The organism is Bacillus sp. JJ1474 (genome assembly GCF_036965225.1).
GTDB lineage: Bacteria > Bacillota > Bacilli > Bacillales > Cytobacillaceae > Cytobacillus.
The window spans coordinates 1-13253 of sequence record NZ_JBALPC010000187.1 but is presented as its reverse complement, the minus strand read 5'-3'; the positions used below and the strand labels follow the sequence as shown (position 1 = coordinate 13253).

At 36.1% G+C, this 13253-nt stretch carries 25 protein-coding genes; all 25 read left to right on the top strand.

Going from position 1 to position 13253, the window contains the following annotated elements; translation table 11 throughout:
- Nucleotides 1-22: 22 nt before the first annotated feature.
- The 25 genes from V7164_RS20365 (at nt 23) to V7164_RS20245 (ending at nt 13097) form a co-directional block, all read left to right on the top strand.
- Entirely contained in the window at nt 23-151 is a 129-nt protein-coding gene (locus V7164_RS20365; protein ID WP_335355076.1) for a hypothetical protein, read from the top strand.
- Nucleotides 152-156: 5 nt separating this feature from the next.
- On the top strand, nt 157-828 hold the full coding sequence (locus V7164_RS20360) for an AAA family ATPase (protein WP_335355075.1): 672 nt from the start codon (nt 157-159) through the stop codon (nt 826-828).
- A 20-nt stretch (nt 829-848) separates the two neighbouring features.
- On the top strand, nt 849-1325 hold the full coding sequence (locus V7164_RS20355; RefSeq protein WP_335355074.1) for a DUF669 domain-containing protein: 477 nt from the start codon (nt 849-851) through the stop codon (nt 1323-1325).
- A 71-nt stretch (nt 1326-1396) separates the two neighbouring features.
- Nucleotides 1397-1774: a zinc-finger-containing protein gene (locus V7164_RS20350; RefSeq protein WP_335355073.1), complete on the top strand. Its 378-nt coding sequence runs from the start codon at nt 1397-1399 to the stop codon at nt 1772-1774.
- Nucleotides 1774-4125 carry a phage/plasmid primase, P4 family gene (locus tag V7164_RS20345; protein ID WP_335355072.1) on the top strand — a complete coding sequence of 784 codons (2352 nt, stop codon included), beginning with the start codon at nt 1774-1776 and terminating at the stop codon, nt 4123-4125. The genes V7164_RS20350 and V7164_RS20345 overlap by 1 nt, the downstream gene beginning before the upstream one ends.
- A gap of 268 nt (nt 4126-4393) precedes the next feature.
- Nucleotides 4394-4618 (top strand): primase-like DNA-binding domain-containing protein, encoded by a 225-nt coding sequence (locus V7164_RS20340; protein ID WP_335355071.1) that lies wholly within the window; start codon nt 4394-4396, stop codon nt 4616-4618.
- The gene (locus V7164_RS20335; RefSeq protein ID WP_335355070.1) at nt 4606-5034 is read left to right on the top strand and encodes a hypothetical protein; all 429 of its coding nucleotides are present in this window, start codon (nt 4606-4608) and stop codon (nt 5032-5034) included. Before V7164_RS20340 ends, V7164_RS20335 begins: the two co-directional genes overlap by 13 nt.
- Before the next feature lie 3 nt (nt 5035-5037).
- The gene (locus V7164_RS20330; RefSeq protein ID WP_335355069.1) at nt 5038-5205 is read left to right on the top strand and encodes a YozD family protein; all 168 of its coding nucleotides are present in this window, start codon (nt 5038-5040) and stop codon (nt 5203-5205) included.
- Nucleotides 5205-5744 (top strand): ERCC4 domain-containing protein, encoded by a 540-nt coding sequence (locus tag V7164_RS20325; protein ID WP_335355068.1) that lies wholly within the window; start codon nt 5205-5207, stop codon nt 5742-5744. The genes V7164_RS20330 and V7164_RS20325 overlap by 1 nt, the downstream gene beginning before the upstream one ends.
- Before the next feature lie 15 nt (nt 5745-5759).
- Nucleotides 5760-5966 carry a hypothetical protein gene (locus tag V7164_RS20320; RefSeq protein WP_335355067.1) on the top strand — a complete coding sequence of 69 codons (207 nt, stop codon included), beginning with the start codon at nt 5760-5762 and terminating at the stop codon, nt 5964-5966.
- Between the two features lie 8 nt (nt 5967-5974).
- A complete protein-coding gene (locus tag V7164_RS20315) occupies nt 5975-6229 on the top strand; it encodes a DUF3310 domain-containing protein (RefSeq protein ID WP_335355066.1) in 255 nt (84 codons plus the stop codon).
- Nucleotides 6216-6362: a hypothetical protein gene (locus tag V7164_RS20310; protein ID WP_335355065.1), complete on the top strand. Its 147-nt coding sequence runs from the start codon at nt 6216-6218 to the stop codon at nt 6360-6362. The genes V7164_RS20315 and V7164_RS20310 overlap by 14 nt, the downstream gene beginning before the upstream one ends.
- Nucleotides 6359-6982, top strand: coding sequence for a hypothetical protein (locus V7164_RS20305; protein WP_335355064.1), 624 nt, complete (start codon nt 6359-6361; stop codon nt 6980-6982). Before V7164_RS20310 ends, V7164_RS20305 begins: the two co-directional genes overlap by 4 nt.
- Nucleotides 6960-7478, top strand: coding sequence for a dUTP diphosphatase (locus tag V7164_RS20300; protein WP_335355063.1), 519 nt, complete (start codon nt 6960-6962; stop codon nt 7476-7478). The genes V7164_RS20305 and V7164_RS20300 overlap by 23 nt, the downstream gene beginning before the upstream one ends.
- A 92-nt stretch (nt 7479-7570) precedes the next feature.
- The gene (locus V7164_RS20295) at nt 7571-7894 is read left to right on the top strand and encodes an organic solvent tolerance protein OstA (protein ID WP_335355062.1); all 324 of its coding nucleotides are present in this window, start codon (nt 7571-7573) and stop codon (nt 7892-7894) included.
- The gene (locus V7164_RS20290; protein WP_335355061.1) at nt 7894-8046 is read left to right on the top strand and encodes a DUF3983 domain-containing protein; all 153 of its coding nucleotides are present in this window, start codon (nt 7894-7896) and stop codon (nt 8044-8046) included. The genes V7164_RS20295 and V7164_RS20290 overlap by 1 nt, the downstream gene beginning before the upstream one ends.
- A gap of 218 nt (nt 8047-8264) precedes the next feature.
- Nucleotides 8265-8882 (top strand): hypothetical protein, encoded by a 618-nt coding sequence (locus V7164_RS20285; RefSeq protein WP_335355060.1) that lies wholly within the window; start codon nt 8265-8267, stop codon nt 8880-8882.
- 43 nt (nt 8883-8925) lie between these two features.
- On the top strand, nt 8926-10170 hold the full coding sequence (locus tag V7164_RS20280) for a DNA cytosine methyltransferase (protein WP_335355059.1): 1245 nt from the start codon (nt 8926-8928) through the stop codon (nt 10168-10170).
- Between the two features lie 28 nt (nt 10171-10198).
- Nucleotides 10199-10378 carry a hypothetical protein gene (locus V7164_RS20275; protein WP_335355058.1) on the top strand — a complete coding sequence of 60 codons (180 nt, stop codon included), beginning with the start codon at nt 10199-10201 and terminating at the stop codon, nt 10376-10378.
- Nucleotides 10379-10446: 68 nt separating this feature from the next.
- A complete protein-coding gene (locus tag V7164_RS20270) occupies nt 10447-10827 on the top strand; it encodes an ArpU family phage packaging/lysis transcriptional regulator (protein ID WP_335355057.1) in 381 nt (126 codons plus the stop codon).
- A 584-nt stretch (nt 10828-11411) separates the two neighbouring features.
- Nucleotides 11412-11984 (top strand): hypothetical protein, encoded by a 573-nt coding sequence (locus V7164_RS20265; RefSeq protein ID WP_335355056.1) that lies wholly within the window; start codon nt 11412-11414, stop codon nt 11982-11984.
- Between the two features lie 53 nt (nt 11985-12037).
- A complete protein-coding gene (locus tag V7164_RS20260; RefSeq protein WP_335355055.1) occupies nt 12038-12247 on the top strand; it encodes a hypothetical protein in 210 nt (69 codons plus the stop codon).
- A 28-nt stretch (nt 12248-12275) separates the two neighbouring features.
- Nucleotides 12276-12473, top strand: a complete 198-nt coding sequence (locus tag V7164_RS20255) for a hypothetical protein (protein WP_335355054.1) — start codon at nt 12276-12278, stop codon at nt 12471-12473.
- A 5-nt stretch (nt 12474-12478) separates the two neighbouring features.
- A complete protein-coding gene (locus V7164_RS20250) occupies nt 12479-12787 on the top strand; it encodes a hypothetical protein (protein WP_335355053.1) in 309 nt (102 codons plus the stop codon).
- The gene (locus tag V7164_RS20245; RefSeq protein WP_335355052.1) at nt 12777-13097 is read left to right on the top strand and encodes an HNH endonuclease signature motif containing protein; all 321 of its coding nucleotides are present in this window, start codon (nt 12777-12779) and stop codon (nt 13095-13097) included. The genes V7164_RS20250 and V7164_RS20245 overlap by 11 nt, the downstream gene beginning before the upstream one ends.
- The last annotated feature ends 156 nt before the right edge of the window (nt 13098-13253 follow it).

Genomic DNA, 13253 nt, shown 5'->3' with positions numbered 1-13253 from the left:
AAATTACAAAGGAGTAAATTGGATGGATATGTGGTGTGACTTTTGTGGGGATAAACCAAAAGGAACTACTGTTAAAGTAAGCGGAAAAACATATGAAGTCTGTAATCACTGTGCAAGTTTAACAGTACAAGATAAAAAAATGAAGGGGTGAATTAATTGGAAATCACAAACGGTGCCGATATTAAAAAAAGTGAAAAGGCGAAAATCATCATCTACTCAAAGCCGGGTGATGGTAAAACAACTGTTGCTGGTTTACTACCAGGTAAAACATTGGCGCTAGATATTGATGGGACAAGCCAAGTGTTAGAGGGTTATGCAAATGTTGATGTGGCTAAAATTGATGGTGCCAATCCGCATGATAGCATCCTTCAATTCTTTGCACTAGCAAAAGCAAATATCGGTAAATATGACAATATCTTTATCGATAATCTAACACACTATCAAAAGATCTGGCTGCTTAAGAAAGGAGAAAATACCAAAAGTGGAATGCCAGAATTAAAGGATTACGCTTTACTAGATAACCATCTTTTGAAGTTAGTAGAAACCTTTAACACATTAGATGCAAATATTATTTTTACAGCTTGGGAGACAACCCGAACGATTACTCACGATGATGGTCAGCAATATACGCAATTTATCCCAGATATTCGGGATAAAATCGTCAATCATATTATGGGGATTGTCCATGTAGTTGCTAGGCTACTTAGAAAGGCAGACGGTACGAGAGGTTTTATGCTCGAAGGCAATCAAAGTATCTTTGCAAAGAATCACTTGGATCAGCGTAAAGGTTGCATCCAAGAAGAATTAATAGTTTCATCCACAAATTAGAAAACAGGGGGAAATAAACAATGTCATTCTTTAAATTTGATGAAGAAAATGCAAGTGTAGCTTTTGAATTAGTAGCTGAAGGTAAATATGAAGCGGTAGTAGTGAACGCTGAGGCGAAAAAGACTCAAGCTGGAAAGCCGATGTTGAATGTTGATTTTGAAATTCGTAGTGATGTTCCGCAAAATCATCAAGGTGCAAAGATCCTTTATAACAATTTCACATTTGAACATGAAGTGTCAGTGAAGATTGTCAATTCCTTATTAAAAGCTTGTGGCTTTCCAAATGGTCATCCATTCAGCTCTCCAGAGGATATGGCAAAGCAGCTTATCAATAAAAATTTAAAAATCACTGTTAAGCATGAAGAATATGACAAAGTGGTTGATGGTGAAAAACAAAAACGTACAGCTGCAAAAGCAAAATATTATGATGTGTCCGATGTGAATCCGATTATGTCAACTGGTGCAATTACTATCGGGGATTCTGATTTGCCATTTTGATTAAATAACTAAATAGAGAGGTTGGTTTTTGCTGGCCTCTCTTTTTTATACCCAAAATGAGGTGAAATACATTGAGTGCAATCAAAAATTGCCATAATTGCGGCTCAAGCAATGTGAAAAAAGAAAGTAATTCAATCATTTACGGTCGTGAATACGGTAACGGCAAATGCTATTACTGTCATGACTGTAAAGCTAATGTCGGGACGCATAATAACGGAAAACCTTTAGGTACATTAGCCACAAAAGATGTTCAAGTTTTACGAAAAGCTTGCCACGATATCTTCGATAGGCAATGGCGTTATGAAAAAGTTGCAAGTAGAGGGCAACTATATAGAGATTTATCTAGGAAGTTGGGAATTAGTAGTCAAGAATGTCATTTTGGAATGTTTCAACGTGAAAGATGTTTACAAGCTTTAAATATTATTACTCAAGAAAAATGGTGGGATTAATGAAAGAAAGTCCATACAATTTCAACGAAATCCCAGCTGAATTAAAAGCCCTTCCTCAATGGATTTTGTGGAAATCGGAAAAGAGAAATGGGAAACCAACAAAAGTACCTTATCAAGCAAATGGGGAAATGGCACAAGCAAATAATCGCCGAACATGGAGCACATTTGCTACTGCAGTTAAGTTTTATCTCCAGGGTGATTATGATGGCATCGGTTTTGTTTTTAGTCGGCAGGACAATTACATCGGGATAGATATTGATAAATGCGTAACTGATGAAAAACCTAATGCTTTCGCAACAGAAATCATAGACATGCTTGATAGCTATACAGAGTTTTCTCCTTCTGGCAAAGGAATTCACATCATTGTTAAAGGAAATCTTCCGCAAGGTGTCATTGGAACGGGCCGTAAAAACACTAAGCATGGTTTAGAGATATATGCATATGGTCGTTATTTCACCTTTACCGGTAATAAAGAAAATTCAAATGAAATTTATGAACGGACTGATGAACTAGCCGAGGTCTTTGAAACCTATTTTGATGATAGTGATATTCAAGGTCGTATCAACCTAGCTGAATTTGAAAAAGATGAAATCAAAATATCAAATGATGCTTTATGGGATAGAATTTTCCGTTCTAAAAATGGAGATGAAATTCGCTCATTGTTCAGTGGAACTTTAATCAATGGGGATCATTCAGCCAGTGACTTAGCACTATGTAATCACTTAGCATTTTGGACAGGCAATTCCGCAACTAGAATGGACACAATGTTTCGTGAATCGAATCTCATGCGTGATAAATGGGATGTTATCCATTTCAGAGATACAAATGAAACATATGGTGAACGAACAATAGCAACAGCCATTTCTTCCACTTCAACAACCATTTTAGACAATAAGGAACAGTTCGCTGAATTCTCTTTTGACTTCCACAATGTTGATGTTGTAGAGGAAGAAAAAAAACCGAAAAAGAAATTCCGTTTAACAGAGCTCGGAAATGCTGAACGTATCGCTTACGAATATGGCCATGTAATCAAATATGTTTCTGACATGGGCTGGCTAATATGGGACGGTAAACGATGGAAATTAGACACAAAAAAAGAGATCGAGAAAATCACAGCGAAAGTTCTCCGCAGTCTTTACAAATCAGAGGATGAAGCAGAAACGAAATGGGCCAGAATGTGTGAGCGAAGAAATATTCGAATGAACAGCATTAAGGATCTCATGCCGTTGGTACCTGGAGAACGTGAGGACTTTGATCGTCATAAATATTTGTTCAATGTCGAAAATGGGATCATTGATTTGAAAACGGGCAAAATGCAGCCTCATGATCGGGAGTTCAACCTAACTAAAATTACTAATATCGTGTTTGATGATAAAGCGAAATGCCCTGAATGGATTAATTTTTTGGATCAGATTTTTCAAGGGGATAAAGAGTTGGTTGAATACATGCAGCGATTGATTGGATATTCCCTTACTGGTGAAATTTCGGAACAGATCATGGTCTTCCTTATCGGCGGTGGGTCAAATGGTAAATCTACCTTTATCAATACGATTAAGGATCTTATGGGCGAATACGGAAAGCAAGCTAAATCAGATACTTTCATTAAGAAGAAAGAAACCGGAGCCAATAATGATATTGCTAGATTAGTAGGTGCTCGTTTTGTATCTGCAATTGAAAGTGAAGATGGAGAGCAACTATCCGAGGCGTTTGTAAAACAAATTACAGGTGGGGAGCCAGTACTTGCACGATTCCTTAGACAAGAGTATTTCGAGTTTACACCAGAATTCAAAGTGTTTTTTACTACTAACCATAAACCAGTAATCAAAGGTGTAGATGAAGGTATATGGCGCAGGATCCGCTTAATTCCTTTCAATCTTCAACTACCAAAAGAAAAACGCGATAAGAAGTTGCCAGAGAAGTTAAGCCTAGAAATGCCCGGCATTCTAAATTGGGCGATTGAAGGGTGCTTGAAGTGGCAGCAGTCGGGGCTGAATGATCCAGCAGTTGTTATGAAAGCAACAGGCGATTACAAAGAAGAAATGGATATTCTCGGACCATTTATGTTCGAATGTTGTTTCAGACAAGAAAACGTACAAATTGAAGCAAAAGAACTTTATGAAGTTTACTCCAATTGGTGTTTCAAAAATGGTGAACATCAATTAAAAAATCGAGCATTCTATCGAATTTTAGAATCACAAGGTTTTAAGAGAGAACGCGGCAACAGAAACAAGTATTTCATTCATGGTGTTACTTTGATAGAGCGAAAAAATACTTTTTTTCAGCAAAAATTACTAGAAAACGATGAAACCAATGAAAAAAACTCAATTAGTAACACATTTAAATTTTCTTAAAAGTCTTATGTATCAAGGGGTTAGGTTACTTCTTGTGTTACTTTTGTTATTTTTGTTACCAATATTTATATAAAACAAAAAAATAATATATATATATATTCTATTAGGAGCCTTTATAGGTAAATAGAGGTAACACAAGTAACATGAAGCGACTTAGACCTTAGTGGCTGTAAGGTTTGCGGCGTGTTACTAAATGAAAAATGATAGTAATTTTAGTAGTTTCTCGGGTAAAAAACATTCATTTCCGTAACAGGGGTGATATTCAATTATGGTTGAATTTGTAAAATGCAATTTATCACATGCAAGGTTGTCAAATATACCGGCTATAGAAATTTATGAAAGATATTTAACTTGGTGTGCTAATAAAGATGAACAACCAAAAACAAAACGCAAGTTTTTCAAATCGCTGGTTGAGATGGGTTTTACGAAAACCAGAGGTGGACGTAATCAGGTGATTTTTAAGGATGTGTATTTGTTAAAATGCAAGTTTTAAAAATTCTAAGCTTGATATGGAGATCGGGTGCAAATATCTATCTTGATAATATTGATGATCGGGTAGCGATAAAAAATCAAAATCTAATACCTAAAGAAGTAATGCAAGCAGCTGAGGAACATTTCAAAGATATTGATGTTTGGTTCAAATCTTGGAAAGATGCCAGTCCAGAGAAAATTACACTCATGAAAATGGTACATAACATCTGTGGTTGGCAAAGCAACGAAAAGTTGAATCAATGGTTATGTAATGAATTGGATTCACTGGATTTATTTAATGATTGGATGGTTGCACTTGCTAAGAATGGATGGAACAACATCTATGAAGATTATCGGCAATTTGAAAATGATGAATCTAAAAAGATGGCGCAAGAATTATATAAACGTGCAGTTACTTATGCGAAGAAAGGAGCATAAGGGATGAAGGAAATTGAAATAACTATCGATACTCAAGAAATAGAAGATTATCTATTTCAGGAATTAATAAAACGTGGCTTTGTCCCATCAAAGATTGAGGTTGAAGAAATTTCAGATATTGTTTTTGATTATTTGATCTCAAAAGAAGTAATTGAGGAGGAAATAAGATAATGATTTCCTACCATTACTCAGACACAGAATTAAATAAAATACTCAAAACATTAACGATTGTTGTTGATACTCGTGAAAATGTTAACGGCCATATCCTTGAATATTTGCGACAAAAGGATGTCCCGGTAAAGATTCAAAAATTAGATACTGGCGATTACGGCTGCATGATTCCAAAGAATGATGAGCTGGGGATCAATCGCGATATTTATTTAAGCAGCCGAGTGGAACGAAAGGCGCACATTGATGAAATCACAGGTAATCTTCAAAAAGATACAGCAACAGCATTTGAAAATGAGTTGATTCGCTCTAAGGACATTCCATTCACATTAATTGTGGAGGATCTCAACGGCTACGAAAAAATGCTTAAAGGTAAGTATCGTTCAAAATATAATCCATTAGCATTGCTCGGTAGGCTGAATACTTTCAAAGCTAGATACAATTTCGAAATCGTGTACCTAGACCAGAAATTCAGCGGCAACTGGATTTATCACCATTTTTACTATCAGGCCAAACATTATTTAAAAACAGGGGCTTTTTGAAAGAGGGGATAAGTAGTGAGTAATTCGGAAGAAGTCATAAGGCTGAGGAAAATTATTGCTGAATTAAAAGAGAAAACTAGATTCAAAAATTATTTGAAAATAGCAGAAGAAAATCTGGCACTGGAAGAAGGGCTCCGAAGAACAATTGAACAGCGTGATCATTATAAAAAACAATATGAAACATTGCTTCAAGCACATGAAGCTTTGAAGAAAGCTATATAGGTGCTGTTATGAAAAATATCAATTTTGAAGACGCCATAACACCTTCCCACTATCACAAAAACGAAATTGATGTTCATGGGTATCTGCAGAAACATTTCCCTAAAGAAGGTGGATATACAGTAGCTGAGGGCTTTCATATCGGTAACGTCATAAAATACGTGAGTAGATACAAGCAAAAGAACGGTCTCGAAGATTTGCTTAAAGCTGAAGCCAATTTGAAAGTATTGATTGAATTGGAGGGTAAGGAAAATGACAAAATCTAATTTCATTGAAGATGATAAAAGTTTAGCTTATAAAAAACGCCTACGTGAATTCATGCAGCAGATCAATCCTAAACCGACTATTGAGCAAATTGAACAGCTAAGACAACGATATTTAAGGGCGAGAGAGAAATGAATCTAACAAAAGCATCTAACCAGCAGCTTAAAAACATCATAGAGTGGGATGAACATTGTCCTACTCTTCTCTTATATCAAATCTATGAAGAAGCAATAAAACGAGATTTATATAAATACTTTATCGGTGGGTGTCTTATTAAATATTTTGGCACCATTCAAAAAGCTGAGATTGCAACCAAATTGTCGGATGATGAATTGAAATGGTATTGCTACCAAAAAGGCTTTGAAGCATTAGAAAAATTTGAACCAGGTATTCTCCCATTCACTGGATTGTGGGGGAAATATATAAAATTCGCAATAAGAGATCTTGCCAGAGACCATCGTGCCCAAAAGAGAAGTGCTGAAATAGTTGATATTGATCATGTTGGGCATTGGGTGTTGCCGCCAGCTAATCATAATACTGAAAAGACAGCATTGAATAGGATTCATATTGAATCTTTAATGGATCGGCTAAGAGATTATGAAAAGGAAATTGTCTTAAAGCGATTTGAAGGCTACACATTATTGGAAATAGCCAATATGCAGGGTGTAACAAAAACTGGTATACAAAGGCGAATTCAGCTTTATGTAAAAAGGTTGAAGGAGAGTGATCTAAGTGAACTTGCAGAAATTATTTGATACTCAAAAGGTTCTTAGGGATCGTATCGCATATAACGAGCCTGATAGATTCGATAAATTAATTTTGGCTTTGCTTGTCGAAATCGGTGAATGTGCGAATGAATGGCGAGGGTTTAAGTTTTGGAGTAAGGACCAGGAGCCTAGAACCAAGGTTCCTGTAACTGGATGGGGAGAACCTTATAAAAATCCACTCCTTGAAGAATATGTGGACGGATTGCATTTTGTTTTGGAAATTGGTTTACAACATGGATTTGATAAAGATGTAGCTGGATTAGCAATTGAAACTATTAAATTCAGAACAATAGAGCAACAATTTACAGCCTTAATGAGAGTCGATTGGGAGATATACGAGTGTGGTCATGGTGGGTATTTCCATGAGGGATTTGAATTGTATTTAAGTCTTGGTGAAATGTTGGGCTTCACAGGGGAGCAAGTTGAAAAAGCCTATTTCGAAAAAAATCAAATTAACCATTTACGGCAGGACGAAGGTTATTAATCTATCAGAATCAATTTTAAGCTTAGAAATCACGAGAATACAAAGGAAAACTATCATTCAAATTTCATTCTAATACCAAAGGAGCTAATACCATGACAAAAGTACAATTAAACCAAAAAGAACAACATTACGCAGATACACGTGAAGAAGCAGAGGAAATTATCTCAGCTGCTAAAGAAAATGACAATCTTCAAATGCACAAAATCACAGAGAAATATAACAAGTACGGTCAGTATTTCTTAATTGATTTAACTTATGCTTATAAAACTCCAAAAGAAGTAATGGAAAGTCGTCCACAAAATGATAATGCTCCAGAAGGACAAATGAGTATCGATGATCATGAGGGCATTTCTTATTCTGTGGAAGGCGATGGAACAGTGACGGTGCCTGAAAGTCAATTAAAGGTAGTCAAATAATGGTTAACAAGAAAAAACAGAAAAGGCGGTTGGGCAGATCTCTTGCTCGCCGCCGTAAAGAAATCGAAAAATATAAAATCGAATTGGGCAGGATTAAGGCTGATAAAGCCATTAGAAATATTTTTGTCAGAAATGGGATTTTGAAAGATTAATATACACTTTGATTTCGAGGAGCGTGTGGCTTTATGATTTACAGCGCGTTTTGTCCTAAGTGTAAGTTCAAGGTTTTTAGCCAAAAACGATGGGGCGATGGTATTAAATTCATATGTACATGTAAATGCCATTTTGTCTTAAAGCATAAGTTTTGTTCAGAAGAAAAGTGATTCAACTAATTTTGTATTATGTTCACTTAATTAAAGGAGGAATTAACATGGGGTATTGGGAGCCGGATGAAGATTACTTTGAGGTTGATGAAAACTTTGAATTTAACATCGGTATAAACAAGTTGTTAGATCAGGAAGTTGAAAAACGTTTAGCAGAAAGGGTTAAAAATTACCAAGAAGCCATTGATCGTGATGAAAGGTCGCAAAAAACCATTAGTGACTTAAGAAATGACATGCATAAATTACAACTTAATTTAGGTGTTGCTGAAAAAACCTTCAAAAAAGAAGGCGCGGACGAAACTTTAAGAGAGTTATTAGGCGGTTTCAAATTAGGTGATGAAGTTTGGTTCATAAAAAAAACTTATGTACGTGAAGATTGTCCGGTTTGTTTAGGGGATAAAGAAGTTATCGCTGAAATCAAAGGTGAAGAAGTTAAAATCAAATGCCCTGAATGTGCTGGTTATGGTTATGAGAGTAAAACAACGGAAAGTGTTGAAAAAGGAACAGTAATAGAAATAAAAATGCATATATGGGCTAACGGTAATAAAATTGAAGTGAAAATGTATATTAAACCTACTTCCTACAGAAGTTCGGACAGTGTAGAAAGAAGGCTTGGTGGATTCTTCAAAACAAAAGAAGAATGCGAAGCAGCGTTGAATGTTTAATCAACTCTTGAATTAATAAGTTTACTAGGTTAGGAGGATAGTAATGCAGCTTGACCTATTCAGAGAAATAATAGTCGATAACTTTGCAGGTGGTGGCGGGGCCAGCACGGGAATTGAAATGGCCACAGGCTTATCAGTAGACATAGCAATTAATCATGATCCAGCTGCCATTGCAATGCACAAGTTAAACCATCCCGATACTGAACATTACTGTGAATCAGTTTGGGATGTGGATCCTAAAGAAGCATGCAAGGGTCGTAAAGTAGGACTTGCTTGGTTTAGTCCTGATTGTACTCATCATTCCAAAGCGAAGGGCGGCAAACCTGTACAGCAAGAAATACGCGGCCTAGCATGGATTGCGGTCAAATGGGCACTTGCTGTTAAACCAAGGGTTATTATGCTTGAGAATGTTGAAGAGTTTAAGGATTGGGGACCAATTGAAAACGGAAAGCCAATAAAAGATATGAAGGGTGCAACTTTCAATAGTTTTGTTAAATCACTTCAGGCATTGGGATATGAAGTAGATTTCAGGGAGCTTCAGGCTTGCGATTATGGAGCTCCCACAATTCGCAAGAGGCTCTTTATGATTGCTCGATGTGATGGAAAACCAATTGTTTGGCCAAAGCCTACTCATGGTGATCCACAAAGTCCGGCTGTGCAAAGAGGGAAATTAAAACCATGGAGAACATCAAGTGAAATTATTGATTGGTCCATTGGAGCACCATCTATATTTGATCGTAAAAAGCCTCTTGTTCCAAATACATTAAAACGAATTCAAAAAGGGTTAGAGCGATTCGTCATAAATAATGATAAACCGTTTATAGTGCCGGATGAACATAAAGCAGCTTTTCTAATTAGCTACTATACAGAGCAATCAGAAAAGGAAGTGCGGGGCCTTTCGCTTGATACGCCCCTTCACACTATAACTGCAGGTGGAAATAGATTTGGGTTAGTTACTGCCTTTCTAACTAAGTATTATGGCCAAGGTGTAGGACATGGGTTAATGGAGCCGTTACACACTATTACCATTAAAGACAGATTCGCATTAACAGCAGTTAAAACAAATGGTTACCAGGTCACTGATATTGGATTACGGATGCTTCAACCTCATGAGCTCTTTGCTGGTCAAGGCTTTCCAAGTAACTATATTCGCACTGGTACAAAATCAGATCAAATAAGGCGTGTTGGAAACAGTGTTCCTCCACCTTTTGCAGATGCATTAGTAAGAGCAAATTTACCTGAATTTTGCGTATCACATAATCGCTTTAAGCCAGCAGTGGCTTATTAAACACAAGAGTAAAGGAATTTCCTAAGGGGTGAGATCAATAAGGAAACCAAAAGCTCGTCAAAAGGGTGATAGCTTTAGGCCCGTTGTTGAGGTCTTGAAAGCTAAAAATGGAGTGCCAACTAGAATCGAATTTAATGGTCAAAGCTATACGCTAGTTCATGCTGATTATATAAATGGCAACAAGAACAAAGTTGCCAAATTGAAATAAAAAAAGCCAGGATTTCTCCTGACAATGGTGTTGTTTAATAGATTTATTATACCATAGGGGGAGAACGGATGAGCAATCAATTATCATTCTTTCCAGATGTTGACGAAAAGGCAATTCGATCTATTGTTGTGAAAGAACTGAAGTTATTCAGAGCCTTAAAAATTCAACAGTTAAACAAGCTGGAGCTTCATGAGAGAGGAATTACCATTGATATCTTTCCTAAGTTATATGATAATGACCGTGAAAAGGAAATGAAGGTCCTGCATATGGAAAGGGCATTGAATAACCTTGATAGCCTTGAACGGCAAATTATTGAGAAAAAATACTTGGCTATTGAAAAGCAAAACGACTTGGATATATATCTTGATCTATGCTTACAAAAAACAGCCTATTATGAGAAGAAGAAGCAAGCAATTTTCATGATTGCACACTGTTTAAATATCATTTAAAATTTCGCGAACTTTTTGCGAACAAATACTGAACAAATTGAGGAGAAAAAGGCGGACAAAGTTGCTGCCTTTTTTTTCTGTCCATTTTTATAGGATTATCTCAGGAAGTAATTCCTGGGAGACGCATCTTTCCCTTATCAAGCGAGTCTATACGATGGAATAGTTCGTATGGACCGATGGTGTACTCGATAAGAAGTTAGAAGTGATGAAGGATGTAGCCTAAGGGAGGAGCGTCTGGAGCTTGACCGCGTCAATCGCGACACTAGTATCGGGAAATCTTAAAGTACTGTTTTGTTGTTGTTTTTAGCAGCAATCATACTTTGCTTGGTTTTTCCTCCCTAAGTATAAGTGAGATTGCAAATAAAGGAGCTATTAGCATAATGAGGTGGTTTATCAACCGTTTAAGCGTTTCTTTTTCTTCGGTGGACAATTACTGTTAAAATCCTTCTAAAACGCCATACAGGTCAATTGTGGAAGTCTGATAATGTTTTAGAGTTGTAGAATAATGTCGTAATATGGTGAACGATAGTGTTTGTCCATCTAATTCCTTTTACTCATAATTGTGGGTAGGAGGTTTTATTTTTATGAATTTTGATACAAAACATTTAGTAAGATGGGGAATACCAGGATGGATATTAATAATGATCCTTGGTCCGTATATTTTCTTTAATTTTCAAAATGAAATAAATGATATAATAAAAACTATTGATCCATTAGCATTAGGAGCGTTTTTAACTATAATTGGTGTACCATTAGGCTACTTACTCAATCAAATACATCATTCATTTTTTTGGGTGGTTCCTAAATTTAGATTTTCTAGGAGAATATTAAACCAAGAAGTTTGGAATGATTATTTTTCTAAAGAAATTAGTTTAGATAAATTGTTTTTTAAAGATGAAATTGGAAAAATGAAAAAGGAACGTTATCAGTATTTACTATCAAGAAAGCATGAATTAGGAGCAGTTACGGTTAGTATAGGGATTGCATTAATTGTTATTTTTTTAGTAAATAAAATGTTAAATGTAAATTTTGGTAATTGGTCTTGGTGGTATTTCTGGGGAGTATTTGTATTATTTGTGATTATTTTCATCAGTCGTTGGTACTCAAGCAAAAATATAGATAAATACTTTGAACAATATTTATCGGAAAGTAATTAAATTAGCACCTTTAAAAGGGTGCTTTTTATTTTGCCTAAAAGAAGGTGATTAAATTGAAGTTCATTGAGCATTTATCAAAAGATGAAATCAGGAAATTTAATCAGCTTAGAAGATCAGCAGAAGAAAAGCAGGAAGCTAAACCAAGTAAACCAGTTATAAAGAAGAAGATTATTGCTGCTATGAGCCGGAGAGAAGTTGAGGAATTGATGGGCACCAGGAGAGATACCTATAAAAGAGTGAATGGGGCTGTGAGGAGAAAATGACAGCCTTTTTAATTTTGGAGAAAGAAGGGTGATTATGATGATAGACTTCTTTGATCATGTAGCGAATAAAGTTTTGGAGATGGATAAGGAACATGATGAGCAATCCAAAAGAGTACAGAAATCTATTCAAGAGAGCCTGCAACGTATTGATGAAAAAAGGCAGAGATTTGAGGCAAGGCGCAAGGAGAGAGAAAAACATTTTAGTTTTCTAAGGAAGGAAGGGTGAGGAGTATGGAGAAGCAGCAAGTAAATTGTATGAACAAAAAATGTGGCGCAAGAATAGTTGGTACATGTTTAGATGGGATTAGATGTCCTGTTTGTAATGATCTTGTACAGCCTGTTCCTTACGATGGAATGACAGGGCATATTAACTACAGTCTATTCAAAAAGAATAATAGACCTAAAAATAATAAAGGATTATCGATAGAAGTATCCGCATATACTGATAATCTTTCCGCTAAGCTAAGAGCAATCGCTAAACATGCAGAAGCATTGGCTGATGAATTAGAAGAGATTGATAAAGGTAACGATGAAGAATAAGCAGCAGTACAAAACAAAAGAACAAAAGAAGAAGTTCTATAATTCAACGCAATGGTTAAGGCTAAGACAACTTGTTTTACAACGTGACAACTATGAATGCGTTTGGTGTAAACGAGAAGGCAAGGTGACAACTCAAGACAGAGCAACGCTTGAGATTGACCATATCAAGGAACTTGAAACACATCCTAAGTTGGCGTTAGAAATAATAAACATGCGTACCTTATGTAAGTATCATCACAACGTAAGACATGATCGCTTTGATGGTAAAGTGACAAGAGAAGGGAAATGGAATGACGAACGGTGGGATTAAAACGTCTCTTCCTTTGTTTTTAAGAAATGAAAAATGGCGATACCCCCGGGTTAAAAAGTCCGAAGTTTTCAGAATCTCTCCAGACCGTATGCGGCCTTAACTCTCTGAAAATATATGGAAAATAAGTCTTTCACATTAGGGGTGATGGGGGGGAGG

Coding starts and splice junctions, on each gene's coding strand:
- V7164_RS20365 (WP_335355076.1), top strand. CDS start 23: ATGGATATGTGGTGTGACTTTTGTGGGGATAAACCAAAAGGAACTACT.
- V7164_RS20355 (WP_335355074.1), top strand. CDS start 849: ATGTCATTCTTTAAATTTGATGAAGAAAATGCAAGTGTAGCTTTTGAA.
- V7164_RS20345 (WP_335355072.1), top strand. CDS start 1,774: ATGAAAGAAAGTCCATACAATTTCAACGAAATCCCAGCTGAATTAAAA.
- V7164_RS20340 (WP_335355071.1), top strand. CDS start 4,394: ATGGTTGAATTTGTAAAATGCAATTTATCACATGCAAGGTTGTCAAAT.
- V7164_RS20335 (WP_335355070.1), top strand. CDS start 4,606: ATGCAAGTTTTAAAAATTCTAAGCTTGATATGGAGATCGGGTGCAAAT.
- V7164_RS20330 (WP_335355069.1), top strand. CDS start 5,038: ATGAAGGAAATTGAAATAACTATCGATACTCAAGAAATAGAAGATTAT.
- V7164_RS20325 (WP_335355068.1), top strand. CDS start 5,205: ATGATTTCCTACCATTACTCAGACACAGAATTAAATAAAATACTCAAA.
- V7164_RS20315 (WP_335355066.1), top strand. CDS start 5,975: ATGAAAAATATCAATTTTGAAGACGCCATAACACCTTCCCACTATCAC.
- V7164_RS20310 (WP_335355065.1), top strand. CDS start 6,216: ATGACAAAATCTAATTTCATTGAAGATGATAAAAGTTTAGCTTATAAA.
- V7164_RS20305 (WP_335355064.1), top strand. CDS start 6,359: ATGAATCTAACAAAAGCATCTAACCAGCAGCTTAAAAACATCATAGAG.
- V7164_RS20295 (WP_335355062.1), top strand. CDS start 7,571: ATGACAAAAGTACAATTAAACCAAAAAGAACAACATTACGCAGATACA.
- V7164_RS20290 (WP_335355061.1), top strand. CDS start 7,894: ATGGTTAACAAGAAAAAACAGAAAAGGCGGTTGGGCAGATCTCTTGCT.
- V7164_RS20285 (WP_335355060.1), top strand. CDS start 8,265: ATGGGGTATTGGGAGCCGGATGAAGATTACTTTGAGGTTGATGAAAAC.
- V7164_RS20280 (WP_335355059.1), top strand. CDS start 8,926: ATGCAGCTTGACCTATTCAGAGAAATAATAGTCGATAACTTTGCAGGT.
- V7164_RS20270 (WP_335355057.1), top strand. CDS start 10,447: ATGAGCAATCAATTATCATTCTTTCCAGATGTTGACGAAAAGGCAATT.
- V7164_RS20265 (WP_335355056.1), top strand. CDS start 11,412: ATGAATTTTGATACAAAACATTTAGTAAGATGGGGAATACCAGGATGG.
- V7164_RS20250 (WP_335355053.1), top strand. CDS start 12,479: ATGGAGAAGCAGCAAGTAAATTGTATGAACAAAAAATGTGGCGCAAGA.
- V7164_RS20245 (WP_335355052.1), top strand. CDS start 12,777: ATGAAGAATAAGCAGCAGTACAAAACAAAAGAACAAAAGAAGAAGTTC.